21 protein-coding genes are annotated in these 22,977 nt (G+C 56.5%); 19 read left to right on the top strand and 2 right to left on the bottom strand.

Translation table 11 applies throughout. The features are described from left to right. Positions 1-130: 130 nt before the first annotated feature. The 4 genes from dprA to GOX66_RS08965 all read left to right on the top strand — a co-directional run bounded on the left by dprA (position 131) and on the right by GOX66_RS08965 (position 5,508). Positions 131-1,261: a DNA-processing protein DprA gene (dprA, locus tag GOX66_RS08980; protein WP_170761747.1), complete on the top strand. Its 1,131-nt coding sequence runs from the start codon at positions 131-133 to the stop codon at positions 1,259-1,261. 175 nt (positions 1,262-1,436) lie between these two features. Continuing rightward, on the top strand, positions 1,437-4,076 hold the full coding sequence (topA, locus tag GOX66_RS08975; RefSeq protein WP_170761744.1) for a type I DNA topoisomerase: 2,640 nt from the start codon (positions 1,437-1,439) through the stop codon (positions 4,074-4,076). A gap of 101 nt (positions 4,077-4,177) precedes the next feature. Then, a complete protein-coding gene (locus GOX66_RS08970) occupies positions 4,178-4,882 on the top strand; it encodes a CoA transferase subunit A (RefSeq protein ID WP_170761742.1) in 705 nt (234 codons plus the stop codon). Further along, a complete protein-coding gene (locus GOX66_RS08965; RefSeq protein ID WP_170761740.1) occupies positions 4,882-5,508 on the top strand; it encodes a CoA transferase subunit B in 627 nt (208 codons plus the stop codon). Before GOX66_RS08970 ends, GOX66_RS08965 begins: the two co-directional genes overlap by 1 nt. Before the next feature lie 42 nt (positions 5,509-5,550). On the opposite strand, the gene GOX66_RS08960 is transcribed toward GOX66_RS08965, so the two are convergent. Continuing rightward, positions 5,551-6,417 (bottom strand): lytic transglycosylase domain-containing protein, encoded by an 867-nt coding sequence (locus GOX66_RS08960; protein WP_170761738.1) that lies wholly within the window; start codon positions 6,415-6,417, stop codon positions 5,551-5,553. A gap of 352 nt (positions 6,418-6,769) precedes the next feature. On the opposite strand from GOX66_RS08960, the gene GOX66_RS08955 reads away from it, so the two are divergent. The 15 genes from GOX66_RS08955 to pdeM all read left to right on the top strand — a co-directional run bounded on the left by GOX66_RS08955 (position 6,770) and on the right by pdeM (position 22,017). Then, a complete protein-coding gene (locus GOX66_RS08955; protein WP_170761736.1) occupies positions 6,770-6,976 on the top strand; it encodes a Flp family type IVb pilin in 207 nt (68 codons plus the stop codon). 90 nt (positions 6,977-7,066) lie between these two features. Next, positions 7,067-7,267 carry a hypothetical protein gene (locus GOX66_RS08950; protein WP_170761734.1) on the top strand — a complete coding sequence of 67 codons (201 nt, stop codon included), beginning with the start codon at positions 7,067-7,069 and terminating at the stop codon, positions 7,265-7,267. Positions 7,268-7,423: 156 nt separating this feature from the next. Continuing rightward, complete coding sequence (gene cpaB / locus GOX66_RS08945) at positions 7,424-8,299, top strand: Flp pilus assembly protein CpaB (RefSeq protein WP_170761732.1); 876 nt, start codon at positions 7,424-7,426, stop codon at positions 8,297-8,299. 193 nt (positions 8,300-8,492) lie between these two features. Next, entirely contained in the window at positions 8,493-9,899 is a 1,407-nt protein-coding gene (locus GOX66_RS08940) for a type II and III secretion system protein family protein (protein WP_170761730.1), read from the top strand. Positions 9,900-9,916: 17 nt separating this feature from the next. Next, on the top strand, positions 9,917-10,546 hold the full coding sequence (locus GOX66_RS08935; protein WP_170761728.1) for an OmpA family protein: 630 nt from the start codon (positions 9,917-9,919) through the stop codon (positions 10,544-10,546). A gap of 198 nt (positions 10,547-10,744) precedes the next feature. Then, positions 10,745-11,974, top strand: a complete 1,230-nt coding sequence (locus GOX66_RS08930; protein ID WP_170761726.1) for a CpaE/TadZ family protein — start codon at positions 10,745-10,747, stop codon at positions 11,972-11,974. 24 nt (positions 11,975-11,998) lie between these two features. After that, a complete protein-coding gene (locus tag GOX66_RS08925) occupies positions 11,999-13,441 on the top strand; it encodes an ATPase, T2SS/T4P/T4SS family (RefSeq protein ID WP_170761724.1) in 1,443 nt (480 codons plus the stop codon). An 11-nt stretch (positions 13,442-13,452) separates the two neighbouring features. Further along, positions 13,453-14,421: a type II secretion system F family protein gene (locus tag GOX66_RS08920; protein WP_170761722.1), complete on the top strand. Its 969-nt coding sequence runs from the start codon at positions 13,453-13,455 to the stop codon at positions 14,419-14,421. Positions 14,422-14,431: 10 nt separating this feature from the next. Continuing rightward, positions 14,432-15,427 carry a type II secretion system F family protein gene (locus GOX66_RS08915; RefSeq protein ID WP_170761720.1) on the top strand — a complete coding sequence of 332 codons (996 nt, stop codon included), beginning with the start codon at positions 14,432-14,434 and terminating at the stop codon, positions 15,425-15,427. A 53-nt stretch (positions 15,428-15,480) separates the two neighbouring features. Then, on the top strand, positions 15,481-16,005 hold the full coding sequence (locus GOX66_RS08910) for a tetratricopeptide repeat protein (protein WP_336509462.1): 525 nt from the start codon (positions 15,481-15,483) through the stop codon (positions 16,003-16,005). Positions 16,006-16,035: 30 nt separating this feature from the next. Then, entirely contained in the window at positions 16,036-16,887 is an 852-nt protein-coding gene (locus tag GOX66_RS08905) for a tetratricopeptide repeat protein (RefSeq protein ID WP_170761717.1), read from the top strand. Positions 16,888-16,890: 3 nt separating this feature from the next. Next, the gene (locus GOX66_RS08900; protein ID WP_170761714.1) at positions 16,891-17,436 is read left to right on the top strand and encodes a prepilin peptidase; all 546 of its coding nucleotides are present in this window, start codon (positions 16,891-16,893) and stop codon (positions 17,434-17,436) included. 117 nt (positions 17,437-17,553) lie between these two features. Beyond that, positions 17,554-18,861, top strand: a complete 1,308-nt coding sequence (locus GOX66_RS08895) for an ATPase (protein ID WP_170761712.1) — start codon at positions 17,554-17,556, stop codon at positions 18,859-18,861. A gap of 40 nt (positions 18,862-18,901) precedes the next feature. After that, positions 18,902-21,313: a ligase-associated DNA damage response DEXH box helicase gene (locus GOX66_RS08890; protein WP_170761710.1), complete on the top strand. Its 2,412-nt coding sequence runs from the start codon at positions 18,902-18,904 to the stop codon at positions 21,311-21,313. 41 nt (positions 21,314-21,354) lie between these two features. Further along, positions 21,355-22,017: a ligase-associated DNA damage response endonuclease PdeM gene (pdeM, locus tag GOX66_RS08885; RefSeq protein ID WP_170761708.1), complete on the top strand. Its 663-nt coding sequence runs from the start codon at positions 21,355-21,357 to the stop codon at positions 22,015-22,017. Positions 22,018-22,023: 6 nt separating this feature from the next. Here pdeM and GOX66_RS08880 read toward each other — a convergent pair whose 3' ends face one another. Then, a complete protein-coding gene (locus tag GOX66_RS08880; protein ID WP_170761706.1) occupies positions 22,024-22,770 on the bottom strand; it encodes a LytTR family DNA-binding domain-containing protein in 747 nt (248 codons plus the stop codon). Positions 22,771-22,977: the final 207 nt, after the last annotated feature.

Genomic DNA, 22,977 nt, shown 5'->3' with positions numbered 1-22,977 from the left:
TCACTTGTTATCTGATGCTTACACCGATCTTCCCGTCAATTTCGGAAAATTATCCGAAAAATTTGATCGGATTCACAAGCTGTTAACCCCGGCAACCGTAAACCAGTTCTGCAACCAGGCGGAGCATCGGATGACCGAAGAGCAGCTTTCTTCCTATCACCCCACACTCCCACCCACCACGGAAGAGGATCGGTTTTCCTGGCTTCGTCTGTTGCGCTCTCGCAAGGTTGGTCCGGCGACCTTTCGTCGGCTGCTGCGGGAACATGGTTCAGCGCAGAACGCGCTGGCCGCGCTGCCCGAAATGGCGCGCGCTGCCGGTATCAAAGGGTATGAAATTTGCCCGCCCGGTGTGATTGAGGCGGAACTCAAGGCCGCAAAAGCCGCAAATGCGCGGCTTTTGTGCCTTGGGGCCGCCGACTTTCCTATTGCTTTGAATGATCTTTCCGATGCCCCACCGTTACTCTGGGCGATCGGCGACCTGTCGATCCTGAGCAAACCAGTCATTGCGATGGTTGGAGCGCGAAACTGTTCGTCACTGGGGGCACGGATGGCGCGTGGTCTGGCGGTTGACCTTGGCAAACAAGGCTATGTCATTGTGTCCGGTCTGGCCCGCGGCATTGATACCGCGGCCCATATGGCGGCACTTGACACTGGGACGGTGGCAGTCATGGCAGGCGGTGTAGATGTAATCTATCCGGCCGAAAACACTGATCTAGCGAGAAGCATCGGAGAATCAGGGCTGCGATTGTCGGAACAACCGATGGGCGTGACACCTCAGGCCCGTCATTTTCCGCGTCGTAACCGGATCATTTCTGGCCTGGCTCAGGCGGTCGTCGTTGTCGAGGCCGCCGCCAAATCCGGCAGCCTGATCACGGCGCGGGACGCGCTGGATCAGGGGCGCGAGGTTCTGGCCGTGCCCGGCCATCCCTTTGACGCCCGGGCGACAGGGTGCAACCTGCTGATCCGCGATGGCGCGACGCTGGTACGTTCCGCGGAGGACGTGATAGAGGCGCTGCCTCAGATGCAGGCGGAAATGATTGAGGTATCGCAATCCCCCAGCCCCGCCGCTAAACCGGCACCTTCAAGTGAATCGCTCCATGGCGAAATTCTGGCCCGGTTGGGCCCCTCTCCGATTGCCGAAGACCAGTTGATCCGAGACATCAGGGCGACCGCCGGAGAGATTGGCCCGGCTCTTGTTGATCTGGAGCTTGAGGGTCGAATCCAGCGGCAGCCCGGCGGGCTGTTGTCCCTGACCGCATAACTGGGCGCTTAGTGGAACCGGTGCGACGACTGCGATGAAATTCTCGGCGCGTATCGACCTGAAAACACCGCCAAAATCCCATATTTAAAGGAACGCATTGACAATTCGCTCTTGCCCTACACATTTTGCACGATCATAGAAGGCGCCCAATCCGTCGAGCGAGGTTTTCCCTTAAATGCCTGTAGTTGTTGTAGAATCCCCGGCCAAAGCCAAAACAATCAACAAATATCTTGGCCCTGACTACACGGTACTGGCGTCTTATGGCCATGTACGTGATCTGCCTCCCAAGGACGGATCGGTGGATCCCGAGCATGAATTTTCCATGAAATGGGAAGTCGGAAACGACAGCCGCAAACACGTCAAGGCCATTGCCGACGCCCTGAAGGAAGACAACGCGCTGATCCTGGCCACTGACCCCGATCGCGAAGGCGAGGCGATCAGCTGGCACCTGCAGGAGGCGCTGACCAAGCGCCGCTCGATCAAGAAGGACACGCCCGTCAGCCGTGTGACCTTCAACGCCATTACCAAGGACGCCGTGACCGAGGCGATGCAGAACCCGCGTCAGGTCGATATGCCTCTGGTCGAAGCCTATCTGGCCCGTCGCGCGCTGGATTATCTCGTGGGCTTCAACCTGTCCCCCGTATTGTGGCGCAAGCTGCCCGGTGCGAAATCGGCTGGCCGCGTGCAATCGGTCTGCCTGCGCCTAATCGTCGAGCGTGAGATGGAGATCGAAGCGTTTAAGCCGGTGGAATATTGGTCGGTTCGTGCGCTGTTCGAAACGCCGCGCGGCCAGACTTATGAGGCCCGCCTGGTTACCCTGGCTGGCAAAAAGCTGGACAAGCATGATCTGGCCAACGCAACGCAGGCCGAACTGGCCGTTCAGGCCATCACCAGCCGCGCGCTGAGCGTTTCTTCGGTCGAAGCCAAACCCGCCGCGCGTAATCCCAGCGCACCGTTCATGACATCGACCCTGCAGCAAGAGGCCAGCCGCAAATTCGGCATGGGCGCACGCCACGCGATGCAGGTGGCGCAGCGGCTCTACGAGGCTGGATACATAACCTATATGCGGACCGACGGCATCGACATGGCACCCGAGGCCGTGACCGCAGCGCGCGAGGCGATTGCGGATCGGTACGGTGCGGAATACGTGCCCGACAGCCCGCGTATTTACAAGAACAAGGCCAAAAATGCGCAGGAAGCCCACGAGTGTATCCGTCCCACGGATATGGCGCGGGACGCCAGGGCGCTGAAGGTGACGGACGAGGACCAGCGCAAGCTCTATGACTTGATCTGGAAGCGCACCATCGCCTGCCAAATGGCCGCCGCGCGTCTGGAACGCACTACGGTCGAAATCGGCAGCGACGATGGTCAAGTTGGATTGCGCGCTACCGGTCAGGTGGTGATGTTTGACGGTTTCATGCGTGTGTACGAAGAAGGTCGCGATGACGTTGCGGACGAGGATGAAAAGCGCTTGCCTCAGATCATGCAGGGCGATCCGGCCCGCTTTGCCAAGACCTCGCTGCGCGACCAGTTCACCAAGGCAACCAGTGAAAGCGGCGACAAGGTCGCGAAAGAGGCAGTTTTATCCGAAAACGAATCCGTTCTGGCCCTGCAGCACCACACTCAGCCGCCGCCTCGCTATACTGAGGCGACTCTGGTCAAGCGCATGGAAGAACTGGGCATCGGACGCCCCTCGACTTACGCCTCGATCGTGACCACGATTCAGGATCGCGAATATGTGCGCAAGGACAAGAACCGGCTGATCCCCGAGGAAAAAGGACGGATTGTCACGATCTTTCTGCTGAACTTCTTCCGGCAATATGTGGGCTATGAATTCACTGCCAATCTTGAGGAACAGCTGGACGATGTCAGCGCGGGTGGTCGTGACTACAAGGAGTTGCTTAGCAAGTTCTGGCGCGATTTCTCGGCTGCAATCGGCGAGACGTCCGAATTGCGGATTTCCGAGGTTCTGGACAAGCTGGACGAGGCGCTGGCCCCGCAACTTTACCCCCCGCGCGAAGACGGATCCGATCCTCGGATCTGCCCGAAATGCGGTGTGGGTCAGCTGCACCTGAAAACCTCGCGTACCGGTGGGTTCGTGGGATGCGGCAATTACCCCGAATGCAACTATACCCGTCCGATCGCCGGTGAGGGTGCTCAGGGTGAAGAACGACTGCTGGGCGACGATGCGGGTGATGAGATCTGGCTGAAATCAGGACGCTTTGGCCCATACGTTCAGCGCGGAGAGCCTACGCCCGAGAATAAAAAGCCGCCACGCGCCTCGTTGCCGCGCGGGTGGAACAAGGACGACATGGATCTGGACAAGGCCCTGACGCTGCTCAGCTTGCCACGCAAGATCGGAGAGCACCCCGAGGGCGGCATGATCAGCGCGAATTTCGGACGGTTCGGGCCTTACCTGATGCACCAGTTACCGGAGGAAGCCAAGCCGGTCTATGCCAACCTCAAGGACCCCAACGATGTGTTCGAGATCGGCATGAACCGGGCGGTTGAACTGCTGGCGGAAAAGCGCGCCAATCCGGGACGACGCGGGCAGGCTGCGGCAAAGCCACTGAAAGAGCTGGGCGAACATCCTGATGGTGGTGCGATTCAGGTTCTGGATGGGCGCTATGGTCCGTATGTGAAATGGGAAAAGGTCAATGCAACCCTTCCCAAGGACATCAAGCCCGAGGATGTAACGCTGGAAATGGCCGTTGAACTGGCCAACGAGAAGGCCGCGAAGAAAGGTACCAAGAAGAAGGCTGCCCCCAAGAAAAAGGCTGCGTCCAAGAAGACTGCCAAAAAAGCCGTCAGCTAAGGACGGTTAGGTAGAAATACCATCACCCCATTGGTTTCATTGACTTCCCCGTGACGTGGCGGCACAACCTGCTCATCACCATGTCATTGGGGGAGTTTTCCATGAAGAAAATCTATGCCAATGCCACCGAGGCGCTTGATGGGGTGCTGACGGATGGCATGATGATTGCCGCGGGCGGGTTTGGCCTGTGCGGCATTCCCGAACTGCTGTTGGAGGCGATCAAGGAATCCGGTGCTCAGGATCTGACCTTTGCCTCGAACAACGCTGGGGTGGATGATTTCGGCATCGGTATCCTGTTGCAGACCAAGCAGGTCAAAAAGATGATCAGCTCGTATGTCGGTGAAAACGCGGAATTCATGCGTCAGTACCTGGCCGGAGAGCTGGAGCTGGAATTCAACCCGCAGGGTACTCTGGCCGAGCGTATGCGCGCCGGTGGCGCGGGTATTCCGGGTTTCTACACCAAGACCGGTGTGGGCACCGTGATCGCCGAGGGCAAAGAGCACAAAGATTTCAACGGCGAAACCTACATCATGGAGGAAGGCATTTTTGCCGATCTCGCCATTGTCAAAGCGTGGAAGGCCGATGACACGGGCAACCTGATTTTCCGCAAGACCGCCCGCAACTTCAACGTACCGGCAGCGACTTGTGGCAAGATCTGCATCGCCGAGGTCGAGGAAATTGTCCCGCGTGGCTCGCTGGATCCGGACGCGATCCACCTGCCCGGCATCTATGTGCATCGCATCATTCAGGGCGAGCATGAAAAGCGTATCGAACAGCGCACCACCCGTAAGAAGGAGGAAGCATAATGCCCTGGGATCGCAATCAGATGGCCGCCCGCGCGGCACAAGAGCTGGAAGACGGCATGTATGTGAACCTCGGCATCGGGATTCCGACGCTGGTGGCGAACTATGTGGGTGACAAGGACATCACCCTACAGTCGGAAAACGGCATGCTGGGCATGGGCCCTTTCCCTTTTGAGGGCGAAGAGGACGCAGACCTGATCAACGCAGGCAAGCAGACGATCACTGAACTGTCCCGCACCTCGTATTTCGACAGTGCAACTTCGTTTGCCATGATCCGGGGCGGCAAGATCGCTGCTGCCGTTCTGGGCGCGATGGAGGTCGATGAAGAAGGTGATCTGGCCAATTGGATGATCCCCGGCGTGCTGGTCAAAGGCATGGGCGGTGCGATGGACCTTGTGGCCGGTGTTGGCCGTGTGATCGTTGTGATGGATCACACCAACAAACATGGCAAATCCAAACTGCTGAAAAAGTGTACCCTGCCCCTGACCGGCAAGAAGGTGGTAAATCGCATCATAACCAATCTGGGCGTTCTTGACGTGGTTGATGGCGGTCTGAAGATCGTCGAACTTGCAGAAGGCGTGACCGAAGACGAGATTCGCGGCGCGACCGAAGCAAATATCGTCAACTGATCGACTTCAATGAAAAGGCCCACCTAATTTGGTGGGCCTTTTTTAATTCAGGGTCTGGAACACACATCCGTCCGATATTAGTTGCGGCGGCGTGGAACACAAAGCCCGGGCAATCTGAAACGCTGCCAGGACTTTTGGTACATAGTCCCGAGTTTCTGCGTATGGCGGTACGCCGTCATGTTTGCGCACGGCCCCTTCTCCGGCATTATAGCCCGCCAATACGAGGATGGGGTCATTGCCAAACTCTTCCATCAACCAATTCAGGTATTTCACTCCGCCCGAGATGTTCTGACCCGGGTGGAAACTGTTTTGCACGCCAAATCGCTTAGCGGTCGCAGGCATCAACTGCATCAACCCCTGCGCTCCGGCTGAACTGACCGCGTCTGCCCGCCCTGCCGATTCGACGGAAATCACCGCCAGTACCAACGCGGGCGAAACCTTCGTACCTACAGTCGAGCGCAGAATCTCAATCCCCTGTTGCTGCGCGATGTTCTGAAGGGACTGTAACCGCGGCGAAGCCACGTTGATCGCAGCCAGGGCATTCATCGCATCTTTCAGCCGTCCGGCGCGGGATTCGGCCAATGCCGGAGAAATCTTGTCCCAGAAAGCTTTGTATGACCCGACCGGCTTCTTCTGCGAGGCCGCCCCAGGAACGCCAGGAGGTACTACCTTGGTCCGTGCAATGATTTCCGGAACGACGATTTCAGTGCCAGTGCTGGGAGCGAAAGGAGCTGCGGCATGTTCCTCGGGCGAGATTTGAACGGTCACCTTGGGGCGCGCGCCCGGCTTTGGGGCCTTTACCCTCTTATAAACGCCTCGGGGTTCAAGATCGTTTGCCACGGCGGGCAAAGATCCCGACATCAACGATACCAACACGCCGGCACAGGTCAGTGCGTCCCGGAGATTCATTTTGCCTGCCTCACGTTTATTCTTTTGGGGGATTTGAACCTTGAAACAGGCCATAAGGCCAGAAAAACAGTACGAAATGGGGCAATTTCGCCTCATTTGGCACAATTATGCACCGCCAATGCCGGGTGCCACCACATAGATCAAATTTTTTTTCGTTTGTTTTCTGATAGTTATAAAAAAAACTACCAAAAAGTTAAACTCTGGAAGAAAAAAACGGTGTTTGGCCCAATTCCTGCCACGCCTGACAGGCAAACATATAGCCATACCGAGACGGTCGGGAGCGGACTGAGAGACGAAGCTCTGGAAGACCCCGAGGTTTAATTGACATTTGATCCTTTAGGAGGGACGTAACATGATCAAGTTCATCAAGAACTTCCGCAAAGACGAAGACGGCGCCGTAACTGTTGACTGGGTTGTTCTGACCGCAGCCATCGTTGGTCTGGCAGCTGTTGCTTACACACAGGTTGGTAACGGTACCAACGAACTGGCAAACACTGTTGAAACCGCGCTGAGCAGTGTGACCGTTGCCACTCCGTCGACCGCAATTACGCCGAAGTAATTTAGCGTCTCACAAGTTTTCAAAGGGGGCCGCACTCATTTGAGTTGTGGCCCTTTCTATTTCATAAAACGACATAGTGAGATGGCCAGTATGAACTGTTTAGCAAAATTCAATGCGTGCGAAGACGGTGCGGTGACCATTGATTGGGTCATGCTTACTGCCGGTCTGGTCGGGTTCGGCACTCTGGTATTCGTGAACTTTTCGGGCGGGATTCGGCATGTGGACACGGAAACTGGAAACGCACTGTCCAGCATCGAGGTTCAGGAAATCGTTTTCGACTACGGAAATTAACGCTACCCGCGCCCCGAAACGTGTGCGGAAAAACACGGGCGGTAAAAAATCTAGGATTGTCCCCCTTTTCGACACAATTGACTCTTACGCAGAGGACGACTGACGTCGTATTCCCTACGACGATCAAATAGAAAACTTGAATACGAGGGAACGCGCATGCGTGCAGTATTTGGACTTGTTTTGATTCTCGGGGTGGCTTTGGCCGGAGGCGCCGTTTATATGGCGCGCGACTACATATCCCAGTATCAAGCTCAGCTTGCGCAAGAACGTAAGGCAGCTCAGGACGCACTTGCGAATGTCAGCTCGGTTGCCACCGTGGGTGTTATTGTATCCAACCGCGCTCTGAAATACGGAGAACGTCTGACCAGCGAAGACGTTCGGATTGTGAACTGGCCCGAGGACGCAATTCCAGAAGGCAGCTTCCTGGACATGGCGGTATTGTTTCCAGAAAATGCCAAAGGCGACCGATACATCCAGCGAGCCATGGAAAAAGACGAAGCCTTGATGGCCGTCAAGGTCACTAATCCCGGCGAGGCAGCCGGACTGACCTCTCGCATCGAAAAAGGCAAACGCGCTTTTGCCATCAGTGTAGATGTCGCGTCCGGGGTTTCGGGCTTTTTGCGCCCTGGCGACAATGTTGATGTCTACTGGACAGGATCCTTAGGCCGCGCGATCGAAGGCGGTAGCGGTGAAATCACCCGATTGATCCAGACCAGTATCGAGCTTATCGCAGTCGATCAAACTGCGGGGTCCGACATAACGGGCGCGACGATAGCCCGTACCGTGACTGTGGCCGCCACGCCTGAGCAGATTGCGGCTCTGGCTCAGGCTCAAAACACCGGACGCCTGTCACTGGCACTGGTTGGAGTACAGGACGACACTGTCGCAAGTGCTGTCGAAGTGGACCAGCGAAAATTGCTGGGAATCAAAGAGGCGGCCCCCGCACCCGTCAAAGTCGAGGAAGAAGTCTGTACGGTCAACACACGACGCGGTGCGGAGATCGTCAAGACTGTCATCCCCTGTACAAACTGACGTTAAATCAGAGCTTTACCGGCACAAGCCGCGCCCTTTGCGCGGTTTGTTTCGTTTTGAATGTTGCGGATTGTCCACATAAGGAACAATCCGGAAACCATTGATTATTGCAATAAAATCGTAATTCGCGCAGTGTTTGTTGGCATAGGGCACTAGACCCAGAAAACGAGGCGTGATCGGAGAGGCAGGTCACATGACAGTACGTTCTTGGATCAGCGCGACCCTTTTAGGGTTGGCGCTTGTAATTAGTCCAGTCGGCAATACGGCCTGGGCGGAAACTTTGCGTGTGGTTAAGAATGGCACGGCGGAAACGCTGGACGTCCCGATGAACCGCGCAATCGTCGTAGAAAGCGAACAACCGTTCGCGGAACTCAGCATCGCCAATGCCGGCATTGCTGACATCTCGTCGCTTTCGGATCGCACAATTTATGTGTTGGGTAAGGCTCCGGGCCTGACCACGCTGACGCTGTTTGACGGCGCAGGCAATCTGCTTGCAAACGTTAGGGTCCGCGTATCTCCGGATGTCTCGGAATTCAAAGAAAGGCTACGGCAGATTTTGCCGTCTGAACCTATTGAAGTACGAACAGCCAACGACGGCATCGTTCTTTCCGGCACTATTTCGAGTTCGGCAAAGCTGGCCCGTGCTCTGGAATTGGCCGAACGTTATGCGCCCGAGCGCGTTTCCAACCTGATGTCGGTTGGCGGCGTTCAGCAGGTTATGCTGAAAGTGCGCTTTGCTGAGATGAACCGGTCGGTCGCGAAAAGCCTGACTGCATCGCTGGGTTTCAGTGGCAGCGACTCGTCCGGTGGTTTCAACACACTGAACTCCTTCCCCGCGCTTGATAACGCTTTGAATAACAGAATTCCGTTACAGCAAACAAACACGGGCGCGATACTCTTCGGCTTCGGTGCCGGATCAACGCAGGTTCGCCTGCTTTTGGAAGCGCTTGAGGCCAAAGGCCTTGCGCGCAGCCTGGCAGAACCGAACCTGTCCGCCCTGTCGGGTCAGGAAGCCGAATTCCTGGCAGGTGGCCAAGTTCCAATTCCAGTTCCTGCGGATGACGGCAACATTGCCATTGAATACCGCAATTTTGGTGTGCAGGTTCTATTTACACCGCGCGTGGTAGACGGTGATCTGATCAACCTCGAGATGGGCGCATCCGTTTCGAGCATAGACAGTAACTCCGACTTTACAATTGCCGGTAACAACGTGCCAACATTTATCGCACGCCAGACAAAAACGACGGTTGAACTGCGCGACGGTGAAAGCTTTGCGATCGCGGGTCTGATTCAGGATGACTTTACAGACCTGAACAGCCAGATTCCCTGGTTGGGAGACGTACCGGTTCTTGGCTCTTTGTTTCGCAGTGCTGAATACCAGCGCCAGCAAAGCGAACTTGTCATCATCGTCACCGTGCATCTGGTCTCACCGACTCGCGGTGAAGCACTTGCATTGCCGACCGACCGGGTCAAACCACCCAGCGAATTTGATCTGTTCGTAAACGGAAGAACGGCACGCACTGTGCGTACGGGTTCCGGTGGCGCATCCGAAGTCGCCAAACAGGACTTTGGCAGCTCTTACGGCTACGTCCTGGAATGATTAGGAGGATAGGACCAATGCAGAAGTGGATCATTACACTGGGTCTTTCGGTCGCTGTCGCCGCATGTACGCGTGAGGCCGGATACGAAGTCGACCAAGGTGCATTCGGAAATGCGACCCTCAACAACGTCCAGGTCATGAATGGCGAATTGACTTACGCCCAGATCCTGGGTCAGCGGTTCGCAGCCGAAGTGCCGACGCAGATCAACTTTGCCTTTGACAGCGCCCAACTGGACGCGTCCGCGCAGCGCATTCTGCTGCGGCAGGCCGATTGGATCAAACAGTTCCCCGAGGCGCGGTTCCGTGTTTACGGACATACGGATGCCGTCGGCTCAACGGCATATAACAAAAGCCTGGGACAGCGGCGCGCGAATGCGGCTGTGGCCTTCCTGACTCAACAAGGGATTTCTAGGTCCCGGCTCGAGGCGGTCGTGTCATTCGGCAAGTCTCGCCCTCTTATCGACACACCGAACAGAGATCGGCGCAACCGTCGCACGGTGACCGAAGTATCTGGCTTTGTCGATCGTGCAGGGCAACTGTTGGACGGCAAGTACGCCGAAGTGATCTATCGCGAGTATGTCGAAAGCGCGACGAGATCCAGCTACATCCAGCGTGAAGATACGGCTGAAGGCTCTGGGGAAGAATAATCTCCAAGAAATGGGCGGCATCGTCGCCCATTTCCCTACAATTGGTTCTTTTGCGCCCAAATGTTGCCTAAGTTCCAAACCACATTTTCAACAATTAGGTGATCTGCGACCCGAATTGGCCGCAATGGGGCAAAAGATAACCAGGCGAACCTTACCGGTTCACTGGATATGACGGCCCTTTCGACGAGGATTGTGTTAATGACAAGCGCCACGCCAAAAGACGAAAACGCCATTCTGGCATGCACCATCAGCCGAGATGTCCAGAATTTCGATCTGCTGATCGAAGATATGGAAGCCGCCCTGGGAGAGCGTTGGGGTGATCTTGGATTTGCCGAAGCCCTGGCGTTTTTCAGCCAGCCCGACGCCGATTCTCTGCAATTCGTCGCATTGGCAATTGATGGCGAAGATGAAGATAACCTGTCGCTGATGGGCGAAATCATCGCTCGGGCCAAAGAAAAACAGATCAAGATTGTCCTGATCGCCGAAGATGTCACACCGGCATCACTGCATCAGCTGCTGCGCAAAGGCGCGGATGAATTTGTCCCCTACCCTCTTCCCGAAGGGGAATTGCAGGAAGCCATTGACCGGATGAACCAACCCGATCCGGTCGCACCTGCCCAGGCCGCTGCACCGCTGACCGACGGAGAATCGAAGGAAGGCGCGCTGTTCGTGGTACATGGTCTGGCCGGTGGTGTGGGTTCGACCACACTGGCGGTTAACCTGGCGTGGGAACTTGCCACCGTGTCCAGCAAAGAAGCACCATCCGTGTGCCTGATCGACCTGGACCTGCAGTTCGGCACTGTTTCAACATATCTGGACCTTCCGCGTCGGGAAACTGTCTTTGAGATGCTGTCGGACACGGCCTCGATGGATGGCGAAGTCTTCTCGCAAGCGATTCAAACCTACGAAGAAAAACTGCATGTGCTGACGGCTCCGTCGGATATGGTTCCCCTGGACCTTATCACCCCGGAAGACATAGAACGCGTGATCGACACTGCGCGAAAGCACTTCGACTATGTCATCGTGGATATGCCTTCAACGTTGGTTCATTGGTCCGAAACCATTCTTCAGGCTGCCCACGTGTATTTTGCAATGATTGAGTTGGATATGCGCTCGGCGCAAAACGCACTGCGCCTTAAGCGCGCTCTGCAAGCCGAAGAGCTCCCCTTCAACAAGCTCCGCTTCGCGCTGAATCGCGCACCGAAATTCACTGACCTGAACGGCAAGAGCCGGGTGAAACGTATGGGTGAAAGCCTGGGCATTTCGATCGACCTGCAATTGCCAGATGGCGGCAAGCCCGTCATGCAAAGCGGCGACCACGGTCTGCCGTTGGCCAATTCGGCGGCAAAGAACCCGTTGCGGCGGGAAATCGCGAAGTTGGCGAAATCGCTTCACAGCCTTGGTAGCAGCAGCGCCGAAGCCGCGTAACACATTCCCAAAGGGAGAGCCGCCGTGTTTTCGAGATACAAAAAAACGTCCGCAGCGCAGCCGGTACAGACGCCAGAGAAATCTCCGGCTGCGGCGCCAGCTCCTGCAGCTGAAAAGGCGGCTACCGCAAACGCAGTTGCCAGGCGCCCGTTACAGAAAAAGGCGGGTGAAGTTGTCGTTAACGACAAAGAACGTAAGCGCAAAGAGCGTCTGGGCGAAATCAAAGTCGAGCTGCATCGTGAGTTGCTGGAAAACCTGAACCTTGCAGCGCTTGAAAATGCAGGCGAGGCGGAGTTGCGCGCGGAAATCAGCGCGATTGCAAGCGAAGTCCTGGAAACCCGCAACATCGTTCTAAACCGCGAAGACCGCACCCAGCTGAACAAAGAGCTGTATGACGAAGTGACGGGGCTGGGTCCGCTTGAGACCCTGCTGCAGGACGACACGGTCAACGACATTCTGGTCAACGGTCCGCAACAGATCTTTGTGGAGCGCGACGGTCGGCTGGAAATCAGCGAAATCACATTCAAAGACGAAAAGCACCTGATGCGGATCATCGACAAGATCGTTTCCGCTGTGGGCCGCCGTGTTGATGAATCTAACCCCTACGTTGACGCCCGCCTGGCCGATGGCTCGCGTTTCAATGCGATGGTTCCGCCGATTGCTGTGGATGGCTCGCTTGTATCCATCCGTAAATTCAAAAAGGACAAGCTGGGCATCGACGACCTGGTCAATTTCGGCGCATTCACCGAGGAAATGGCAGCTTACCTGCAGGCCGCGGTTTCGACCCGCCTGAACATCATCGTGTCAGGCGGTACCGGTTCCGGTAAAACCACCACGCTGAACGCATTGTCCAGCTTTATCGACGATGCCGAACGCATCCTGACTATCGAGGATACGGCGGAACTTCAGCTGCAGCAGACCCATGTGGGCCGAATGGAAAGTCGCCCGCCCAACGTGGAAGGCAAAGGCGAAGTTAGCCCGCGCGACTGTCTGAAAAACGCCCTGCGGATGCGCCCTGACCGCATCATCGTAGGCGAGACGCGCGGCGCGGAAGTGATCGACATGCTGCAGGCCATGAACACGGGTCACGACGGTTCGATGACGACGATCCACGCCAACTCGGCCCGGGACGGAATCTCGCGCCTGGAAAACATGATTGCCATGGCGGGGATCGAAATGCCGATCAAGGCCGTTCGTAGTCAGATTTCTTCGGCTGTCAACCTGATCGTGCAGGCCAGCCGTTTGCAGGACGGTTCGCGTCGCATGACCTCGATCACCGAGATCACGGGCATGGAAGGTGATGTGATCTCGATGCAGGAAATCTTTCGTTTCCAACGTGTTGGCCTGACCCCCGACAACAAGATCATCGGTCATTTCACGGCCACCGGCGTTCGCAGCCATTACTCTGAGCGCTTCCGCCTCTGGGGCTTTGACTTACCCCCATCCATTTATGAACCGACTGTGTAGGAGATTCTGATATGCAACTGCCCGTAGAGGCGCTTATTTATGTTGTGATCTTCGTCGCAGTGTTCTTTCTGGTCGAAGGTATCTATCTGGTAGCGTTCGGCAAATCCATCAGCCTGAACAGTCGGGTGAACCGCCGTCTTGACATGCTTGACAAGGGGGTGGGGCGCGAGCAGGTTCTGGAACAGCTGCGCAAGGAAATGCAGCAGCATATGAAAACACAGAGCATCCCGCTCTACTCATTGCTGGCTGACAAGGCGCAAAAGGCAGCCATTGCCTTCACCCCCCGACAGTTGATCATGATCATGGTATTGGTGTCCGGCTTTGCCTTTGTAGGCCTGAGCATCGGAACAGCAACGGATACAGTCCTGCGGGTAGCGATTTCGGTCGCTATTGGCGTTGGCGGTGTCTACACTTGGGTGAGCCGCAAAGCCAAAAAACGGATGGGAATGCTCGAGGAGCAATTGCCCGAGGCCGTGGAACTGATGGTCCGCTCGCTGCGTGTTGGTAACCCGTTTGTTTCGTCGATTCAGATTGTCGCCAATGAAGTTCCGGACCCTCTGGCCACTGAATTCGGTGTGATTGCCGACGAATGCGCTTATGGGCGCGATGTGGGCGAAGCACTGAAAGACCTGGCCGAACGGCTTGACATGCAGGACCTTCGCTTTTTGTCCGTCGCCGTTGGCATCCAACAACAATCGGGCGGCAACCTTGCCGAAATCCTGGCCGGTCTGGCCAAGGTGATCCGCGCGCGATTCCGCCTGTTCCGGCGGGTCAAGGCGATCACCGCCGAAGCGCAGTGGTCGGGCAAGTTCCTCTCAGGCTTCCCGGTCTTTTGTCTGGTGTTCATCCTGGTGAAAGATCCCGGTTACTATGACGACGTGATCGATCACCCCTATTTCATTCCGGCGTGTTTCTTTGTTGGGATCATGCTGACGCTGAACCTGATCGTCATGCGCATTCTAACAAACATCAAGGTCTGAGGACGCCGCCATGGAATTCGTGACTCAAATCAACGACCTGCTAAAACAACACCTGGGCGAATTCGGTCCACTTATTGTTGTCGGCGTTCTGGGATTGTTCATGATACTTGTGACGATCCCTCTGTTGCTCAACCAGCCAGAAGACCCGCTCAAAAAACTGCAACGGTCCACCGCTGCGCCAAAAAAGGACAAATCCAAGAAGGATAAGCTCCGCACCACCGGCCGCAATGAGCAGCTACAGAAATTTGCGACGTTCCTTGAACCCCAGAACGAAGAAGAACTGTCGGCCATGCAGCTCAAGCTGCGCCAGGCTGGGTATCATTCTAAAGATTCAGTAAGGTTCTTCCATTTTGCGCAATTCGCTCTGGGGATCGTGGGCATACTTATCGGTGTGATGCTGGTGACGGTACTGGCCGGTGACCAGGAGTTCGACGCCACACAAATGGCTATCCGCGTCCTTATCCCCGCGGCAGCTGGATACTTCCTGCCCCGTTACTGGATCACCAGACGCGTGGCCGAACGGAAAGAGGCGATCACCTCGGGGTTCCCTGACACGCTCGATCTGATGCTGGTCTGTGTTGAGGCGGGCCAGTCCCTGGATCAGGCTATCGTTCGGGTTGCGGGTGAAATGAAAGTTTCCTACCCGGATATCGCGCAAGAGTTCGAAGTCGTGGCCTACGAGTTGAAGGCCGGTAAGGACAAAGATACAGTTCTGCGCGATTTCGGAACGCGTTGCGGAGTTCAGGACGTCAGTTCATTTGTGACAGTAATGATCCAGTCAGCCACATTCGGAACGTCAATCGCCGAAGCACTGCGGGTTTACGCCGACGAAATGCGCGACAAACGCGTTATGCGCGCCGAGGAGGCAGCGAATAAGTTGCCAACCAAAATGACACTTGCCACAATGATGCTGACGGTGCCGCCGTTGCTGGTCATTCTGGTCGGACCTTCGGCAAAAGGCATCGCAGAGTTCGCAGGTGGAGGCGGGGCGCCGATAACCCCATGATAAAATACTTCAGGTGCATCCATTCCGGGATACGCCGAGCATTTCAGGCCACTGTGGTTGTCGCCATGGTGGCCTCTTGCACAAATACAGGCTTTTCTGATGACCTGGATGCTCCGGGTATCGACCCCAATGCTCAGGGTGAAGATCAATTAATGGTCGGAAACCGTTTGATGGCAGCCGGCGAATATGAACTTGCACTGGACTCCTTTTCGCGCGCAGCGCTTGAACAGGGATTGACGACAGAAATTCTGACGTCAATGGGAACCGCAAATCTGGGTCTCAAGCGCCTCGGGCAAGCGGAGACGCTGTTACGGCGTGCGGTCGAAGACGACCCCGACTGGCCCGTCGCCTGGAACAATCTGGGCGTTCTTTTGATTGAAGTCGGCGAATATCCCGAGGCGGTAAATGTCTTTCGACGCGCCTACGCACTAGACAATGGCGAAAGTGACGCAATCCGCGACAATCTGCGCTTAGCCCTCGCAAAAATGGAAAATCCTGTTAATACTACGCAGGAAGAACAAGAATATACGCTGGAGCAGCTGGGCGACGGACATTTCACGCTACGCAAGCTCCCGTAACACAGGCAAGAGCAGTAAGGGACGCAAAAAATGCGCCAACAATTCTTGATTCCGTCAATTGTGATGGTCGGGTTGATCCTGTCCGCGTGCGAAAAAGAAACCGAGGAAGAAAAGGTCGAGCGCACGTTTCAGGAGATAAACGTCATTGACGAAACCAACCTGAACGAAGTCCTGCTGACTGCGGCCGACCCAAATGAAGCTGTCACATATTTTCAGGGCGCTACATCTCAAAATCCGGACCGGATTGACCTGCAGCGAGGATTGGCGATTTCGCTTTCACGTGCAAAACGCGCGACCGAGGCGGCCTCTGCCTGGAAAAAAGTGACGACCATGAAGGGCGCCACAAATGTCGACAAGGTCGAATATGCCGACGCCCTGGTGCGCTCGGGAGATTGGGGTCAGGCCAAAAAGGTTTTGGATTCTATCCCGCCAACCTTCGAAACTTTCAAACGCTATCGCCTTGAGGCGGTTGTCGCTGACTCCAAGAAAGACTGGAAGCGTGCAGATCATTTTTATGAAACTGCTGTTGGTCTGACCACACGCCCCGCCGGTGTCATGAATAACTGGGGCTATTCCAAACTGACACGCGGTCAATATGCCGAAGCCGAACGTCTTTTCACCGAGGCGATCCGACAGGACAAGTCCCTGTTTACAGCCAAAAACAACCTTGTTCTGGCGCGCGCCGCCCAAGGGAACTACAACCTGCCGGTTGTTCCGATGTCCCAGGTTGAACGTGCCATGTTGCTAAATACGATGGGAATCTCTGCGGTCAAACAGGGTGACGTGGCAACGGCCAAGAACCTGTTCCGGGAAGCTATTGCCACGCATCCTCAGCACTATGACGAGGCCGTCCGGTCGCTTCGCGCGCTCGAGGAAGCCTGATTAATGAACATCCCTGCAATTGCAGCGGTTTCATTCTTGCCGATTGTTCTGCCGATCTGTTTCTACGTGGCATTCACGGATCTGCGTGACATGCTGATCAAGAACCACGCCGTAGTTGCGTTGGCCGTTGTTTTTGCCGTTGTGGGTTTGTTCGTGCTACCCCCATGGTCGACCGGGTGGACGTCAGGTGGGATAGGCCCGCTTGCGGTATCGCTTCCGCCTTACGTCTGGCAACTGCTCCATATCGTGGTCATCCTGCTCTTGGGAATCCTGCTAAACGCAGCAGGTGTCATGGGGGCCGGAGACGCAAAATTCCTTGCAGCGGCGTCGCCCTTCGTCTGGCCTGGCGATTACATTCTGGTGATCCTCATATTTGTGGCAACTACCCTTGCCGCGTTTGTCACGCACCGGATGGCGCGGCATACCGCGCTCAGACGCATCGCGCCAGACTGGGAAAGCTGGAGCAGACCCAAACAGTTTCCCCTGGGCTTTCCGCTGGGCGGAAGCTTGGCCATTTATTTGATTTTAGGAACTGTTTACGGCTCGTAAACTATCATCAGTCCGCCTTGTCCCCGCCTTGGTGCTGACACAAACCAAAGCCAAATTTTCCAAAAGCGGCCCTTTGCGGGGCTATTCGCGTGAAAACTGGATAGACGGGCAACGCTCATGAATATGCAGACAACCTCGGTAATGGCCCCCCCTACCCCTAAGGGATTGGGCGAAATGAAATTGCCCATCGTTATGATGCGGGACATCCTGCTCAAAACGATCTTTCGCAAAAATGTTGATACCGTCACAGAAATCGCCCAGGCGATCTGTCTGCCTGGATCCGTCACACAGGAACTGATCGACATTTCGCGCGAGCAGAAATTGATTGAGGCAACCGGTACGCTGAACGCGAACAGCGGAAATGAAATGGGCTACCAACTGACCGATGCCGGCAAGGCTCGCGCTTTGGACGCGCTAAGTCAGTCCGAGTATTTCGGCGCCATGCCGGTTCCGCTGGATGTTTACCGCGAACAGGTCAAGCGCCAGTCGATTCGGAATATTCAGGTGACTCGTGATCAGCTAATCGGCGCGATGGGCCATCTGGTTCTGCCAGACAGTCTGCTGGACCACCTTGGACCGGCTGTCAGCGCGGGCCGGTCGATCCTGATGTATGGTCCACCGGGCAACGGTAAGTCTTCTATCTCAAATGGAATTCGGGATGCTCTGGGCGACAGTGTTTATGTGCCCTTTGCCATCGAATATGCCGGTCAGGTAATCACGGTTTACGACCCCATCGTTCACACCGCCATCGAGCAGGAACCCGACGACCCCAACAGCCTGCGCCGCCGCAAACGGTTCGACTCGCGCTATGTGCAGTGCGAACGTCCGACTGTGGTGACAGGTGGTGAACTGTCGCTCAGCATGTTGGATCTGGTCTACAACCCGACGGCGCGAACTTATCAGGCACCGCTGCAGTTGAAATCGACCGGCGGCATCTTCATCGTGGACGACCTTGGCCGTCAGCAGGAGCCGCCGCAGGCGCTCATTAACCGCTGGATTGTTCCGCTGGAAGAGAACAAAGATATCTTAGGCCTGCAGTCGGGTGAAAAATTCGAGGTGCCCTTTGATACGCTGGTCATCTTCTCAACCAACTTCCACCCGAATGAAATCTTCGACCAGGCGGCCTTGCGCCGGATTTTCTTCAAGATCAAGATCGATGGCCCGGACCAGGAGAACTTCCTGAAAATCTTCGCCATGGTGGCCCGCAAACGCGGCATGCCGCTGGATGAGGCGGCACTGGTACACTTGCTGAAGGTCAAATACCCGACCATCAGCAATATCTACGCCAACTACCAGCCGATTTTCCTGATCGACCAGATGATCTCGATCTGCGAATTCGAAGGCATCCCTTATCAGATGAGCCCCGATCTGGTCGATCGAGCCTGGGCCAACATGTTCGTCAAGGACGAAAAAATCGTCAATTGACGCCATGCCAATTTCCGGGCGGGCCGGGTAATCTGCGCGCATGACGCAGATTCCCGCCCGGATCACAGATTGGTTTTCAGCCAAAGGCTGGTCCGTCCACCTGCATCAGCAGGAAATGTTCAACCGGGCATCCGACCCGGCCACTCTGTTGATCGCACCGACCGGTGGTGGCAAAACCATGGCCGGCTTTTTGCCCACTCTGGCCGAGCTTGCGCAGAGGGACTACACCGGCCTGCATACGATCTATGTGTCACCATTAAAGGCGCTGGCCGCTGATATCCGCCGCAACCTGCGCGGCCCGGCAGATGAAATTGGCCTGCCGATCCGGATCGAGGATCGGACCGGCGACACCTCGGCTACGCAGAAAAAGCGCCAACGCGTGGACCCCCCGCATATCCTGCTGACGACGCCGGAAAGTCTGGCTCTGCTGACCTCGTACGAGGACGCGCCGCGAATGTTCGAAGGCGTGCAGCGTGTGATCGTCGATGAAATCCACGCATTGGCCGAAAGCAAGCGTGGAGACCAACTGATGCTGGCGCTGGCGCGGTTGCAATCCCTGTGCCCCACCCTGCGCCGTGTGGGCTTGTCTGCAACGGTGGAAGACCCTGAGGGGATCGCGCGTTTTCTGGCCCGGCATCCCGATCCCTGTCAGATCGTACAAGCCGACCCCGGCCCGGACCCGGACATTCGAATGCTGGAAACGCAGGAAATGCCGCCTTGGTCAGGTGGCGGCGCGGCCTATTCGATACCGGCGGTTCTCGAGCAGATCAAACAACACAAGACGACCCTGATCTTTCACAACACCCGCGCGCAGGCCGAGATTTTCTTTCACAACCTCTGGCTGGCCAATGACGACGGTCTGCCCATCGGCATCCATCACGGCAGTCTGGACCGGCAACAGCGCGAACGGGTCGAGGCGGCGATGGTGCGCGGCGATCTCAGGGCAATTGTCTGCACCGGCAGTCTGGACCTTGGCATCGACTGGGGCGACGTTGATCTGGTGATTCAGATTGGCGCGCCCAAGAACGTCAAGCGGCTTGTGCAGCGGATCGGACGCGCGAACCACCGCTATAACGCCCCGTCCAAAGCCCTTCTGGTGCCTGCAAACCGCTTTGAGGTGGTGGAATGCGTTGCTGCGCTTGAAGCCGCCAAGGCGCATGATCTGGATGGGGAGCCGCGTGGATCTGGTCCTCGGGATGTGCTTTGTCAGCATATCCTGATCGCCGCAGCGGCAGGGCCCTTCAATGCTGATTTACTTTTCACGGAAATGACGGCCGCCGGGCCTTATGCCGGGCTCACCCGCGCCGAGTTTGACGCCTGTCTGGAGTTCTGTGCCACCGGGGGCTATGCCCTGCAGGCTTATGACCGTTGGCAAAGGCTGCAACGGCGCCCCGACGGGCTGTGGCAGTTGCGCGACCCCCGGGCCGCACAGCGCATTCGAATGAATCTGGGCACAATTCAGGACACCGACACGCTCAAGGTGCGTCTGAAACGCAATCGCGGGGGCAAGCCGTTGGGCGAGGTCGAAGAAGGTTTCGCTGCGTCTCTGACGCCCGGAGACACATTCCTGATCGGTGGTCAAATCGTGCGTTATGAGGGACTGCGCGAGATGGTGGTCGAGGTCAGCCGCCGCGCGGACCGGAAGCCCAAAATCGCAACGTTTTCGGGCACGAAATTTGCAACCTCAACGCAGCTGAGCGACCGTATCCTGCGAATGTTTGCCCAACCGGACTGGCCTCAACTGCCCAATCATACCGCCGAGTGGCTGGCGCTTCAGCGTGACATGTCCCGCCTGCCGCAACGGGACCGGCTGCTGATCGAGAGCTTTCCGAATGACGGTCGTGAAAACCTGTGTGTCTATGGGTTCGCAGGGCGGAACGCGCAGCAGACGCTGGGCTTGTTGCTGACCAAACGTATGGAAGAAACTGGGCTGGCCCCGCTTGGCTTTGTCGCCACGGACTATGCGACGTTGATTTGGGGGCTGGACGCCGTGACCGACCCGCGCCCCCTGTTCCGATTGGACGCGTTGCGAGATGGGCTTGAAACCTGGCTGGCGGGAAATGCAGTGATGAAGCGGACTTTCCGCGCTTCGGCAACCATCGCTGGTTTGATCGAGCGGAACACCGGCGGACAACGCAAGAGCGGACGGCAGGCAACATTTTCATCAGACATCCTGTATGACACGTTGCTGAAATATGACCCGAACCATTTGCTGATGCAGATCACCCGCGAAGAAGCGATGCGTGGTTTGGTGGATTTCGGCCGGATCGAGGCGATGATCGCCCGAATTGGCGACCGAATTGATTTGTTGCGACTGGACCGCGTTTCGCCCCTGGCCGCGCCGCTGTTCCTTGAGGTGGGGAAGGTTCCGGTCAAGGGGGTCGCCGAAGAACGCCTTCTGGCAGAAGAAAGCGCGCGCCTTCTGCAAGCCGCAGGATTAGAATCCGGCTGATACCGCTTGCGTCACCTGCAGAAACACGCAAAGAACGTACCATGAACGAATTGGCGTTTTCATTTGCAGGTCAGAACCTGCGCGCGCTGGGTTCAGGCGCCTTGTGGTGGCCGGACCAGAAGCTGTTCTGCGTGTCCGATCTGCATCTGGGTAAATCCGAACGCATCGCGCGACGGGGTGGCCCGTCTCTGCCCCCTTATGACAGCAGGGAAACGCTGACGCGGCTGGAATCCGATATCGCCAGAACCAACCCTGAAACGGTTATTTGCCTTGGCGACAGCTTCGACGATCTTGATGCCCTGGTCGCAATGAACGCTGGCGAAAAACTTGGCATCACGGCTTTGCAAGCCGGCCGCCGCTGGATCTGGATCGAAGGCAATCACGACCCCGGCCCGATTGAGCTGGGGGGATCGCACCTTTCGGAATGTACGGTTGCCTCCCTCACCTTCCGGCACATCGCGCAGCCCGAAGCCGAGGCCGAAATATCCGGCCATTACCACCCCAAAGCCCGCCTGAATGCACGCGGCCGATCCATCACACGTCCGGCCTTTTTAGTCGACAACACGCGGCTGATCCTGCCCGCCTATGGCACTTATACAGGAGGTTTGCGTAGTTCGGATCAGGTCTTGGATGCTCTGATGGGGGACCGCGCTATGGCCATCCTGACCGGGCCCCGGCCTCAGATCATTCCCATGCCGAGGTGAACGGGCTCAGATCACCCCGTCCCGCTCCAGCATTGGTTTGTATTTTCGACTAACCGGCACGAGATCTTTGTTTTTGAGCCGCAGGAACGTTTTGCCAGCCTGTCTCGTAACCCCTTCGATGGCATCGTCGGCTACCCAATGGGACCGGTGGGTGCAGTGCCCCGAGACGGGCTCCATTTCGGCAATCGCATCGGAGAACCGCAACCGGATGGTGAAGGTCCCTTCCGAAGTCACCACATCGACAAAATGGTCCCGGACGGTCAACCGGTAGACGCGCCCTTTAAACGCGTCCGGCAAACGCTTTGTCAGGCGCGGTGAAGGAACAAGGACTTCTTCCACTGGCAATTCTGCAGAACTGTGCCCTCGCACCAGTACCAGCCCTGTCGCGAACAACCCCCCGTAATTCGCCACTGACAGGACGCCCGGTGCCTGTTGCCCTCCAACCGTGAACAACAGGAAGGACAAGAGCCACAGGCACGGCACAAATATCGTCAGAATGATCAGAACCAACGCAAGGTCACGCGCCGAAAAATGCGCATCGGTAAAGTACTGCTGCGTCAGCCGTCTGGCGATCCAAGTCACGCATAAGGCGAGACAGATAACCCCGATCCAGAACACAAGACGCTGGAGGAAGGTCAGATAAACGTCCGGAAACGGCTGAAATGTATATGCCAGTAACGGCGGGAAAACGAGGCCCGCGATCGCTCTGCGCAGGGAAAGCTCGGTCAGGATCGAGTTCAGTTTAATCGCCATACTTACTCAACTAATAACCCATCGGATGCCAGCCCAATACCCGGTGACTTACACCGCCACTCCGTAACCAGCTGGAATTACTTGTTTATCACCGATCCGAACACATTCAAACCCCGACATTTCAATCTTAATGCGATCTTTATGAATCAATCGGGCCGAAGAGTGGATCCACTCTTCGGCCCGATACGTAGTCCGGTTGTGCCGGAA

The organism is Ruegeria lacuscaerulensis (assembly GCF_013031245.1).
Lineage (GTDB): Bacteria > Pseudomonadota > Alphaproteobacteria > Rhodobacterales > Rhodobacteraceae > Ruegeria > Ruegeria lacuscaerulensis_C.
The sequence above is the reverse complement of the archived record's forward strand: the minus strand, read 5'-3'. Positions and strand labels throughout refer to the sequence as shown.

Coding starts and splice junctions, on each gene's coding strand:
- dprA (WP_170761747.1), top strand. CDS start 131: ATGACCGAAGAGCAGCTTTCTTCCTATCACCCCACACTCCCACCCACC.
- topA (WP_170761744.1), top strand. CDS start 1,437: ATGCCTGTAGTTGTTGTAGAATCCCCGGCCAAAGCCAAAACAATCAAC.
- GOX66_RS08970 (WP_170761742.1), top strand. CDS start 4,178: ATGAAGAAAATCTATGCCAATGCCACCGAGGCGCTTGATGGGGTGCTG.
- GOX66_RS08965 (WP_170761740.1), top strand. CDS start 4,882: ATGCCCTGGGATCGCAATCAGATGGCCGCCCGCGCGGCACAAGAGCTG.
- GOX66_RS08960 (WP_170761738.1), bottom strand. CDS start 6,417: ATGAATCTCCGGGACGCACTGACCTGTGCCGGCGTGTTGGTATCGTTG.
- GOX66_RS08955 (WP_170761736.1), top strand. CDS start 6,770: ATGATCAAGTTCATCAAGAACTTCCGCAAAGACGAAGACGGCGCCGTA.
- GOX66_RS08950 (WP_170761734.1), top strand. CDS start 7,067: ATGAACTGTTTAGCAAAATTCAATGCGTGCGAAGACGGTGCGGTGACC.
- cpaB (WP_170761732.1), top strand. CDS start 7,424: ATGCGTGCAGTATTTGGACTTGTTTTGATTCTCGGGGTGGCTTTGGCC.
- GOX66_RS08940 (WP_170761730.1), top strand. CDS start 8,493: ATGACAGTACGTTCTTGGATCAGCGCGACCCTTTTAGGGTTGGCGCTT.
- GOX66_RS08935 (WP_170761728.1), top strand. CDS start 9,917: ATGCAGAAGTGGATCATTACACTGGGTCTTTCGGTCGCTGTCGCCGCA.
- GOX66_RS08930 (WP_170761726.1), top strand. CDS start 10,745: ATGACAAGCGCCACGCCAAAAGACGAAAACGCCATTCTGGCATGCACC.
- GOX66_RS08920 (WP_170761722.1), top strand. CDS start 13,453: ATGCAACTGCCCGTAGAGGCGCTTATTTATGTTGTGATCTTCGTCGCA.
- GOX66_RS08915 (WP_170761720.1), top strand. CDS start 14,432: ATGGAATTCGTGACTCAAATCAACGACCTGCTAAAACAACACCTGGGC.
- GOX66_RS08905 (WP_170761717.1), top strand. CDS start 16,036: ATGCGCCAACAATTCTTGATTCCGTCAATTGTGATGGTCGGGTTGATC.
- GOX66_RS08900 (WP_170761714.1), top strand. CDS start 16,891: ATGAACATCCCTGCAATTGCAGCGGTTTCATTCTTGCCGATTGTTCTG.
- GOX66_RS08895 (WP_170761712.1), top strand. CDS start 17,554: ATGAATATGCAGACAACCTCGGTAATGGCCCCCCCTACCCCTAAGGGA.
- GOX66_RS08890 (WP_170761710.1), top strand. CDS start 18,902: ATGACGCAGATTCCCGCCCGGATCACAGATTGGTTTTCAGCCAAAGGC.
- pdeM (WP_170761708.1), top strand. CDS start 21,355: ATGAACGAATTGGCGTTTTCATTTGCAGGTCAGAACCTGCGCGCGCTG.
- GOX66_RS08880 (WP_170761706.1), bottom strand. CDS start 22,770: ATGGCGATTAAACTGAACTCGATCCTGACCGAGCTTTCCCTGCGCAGA.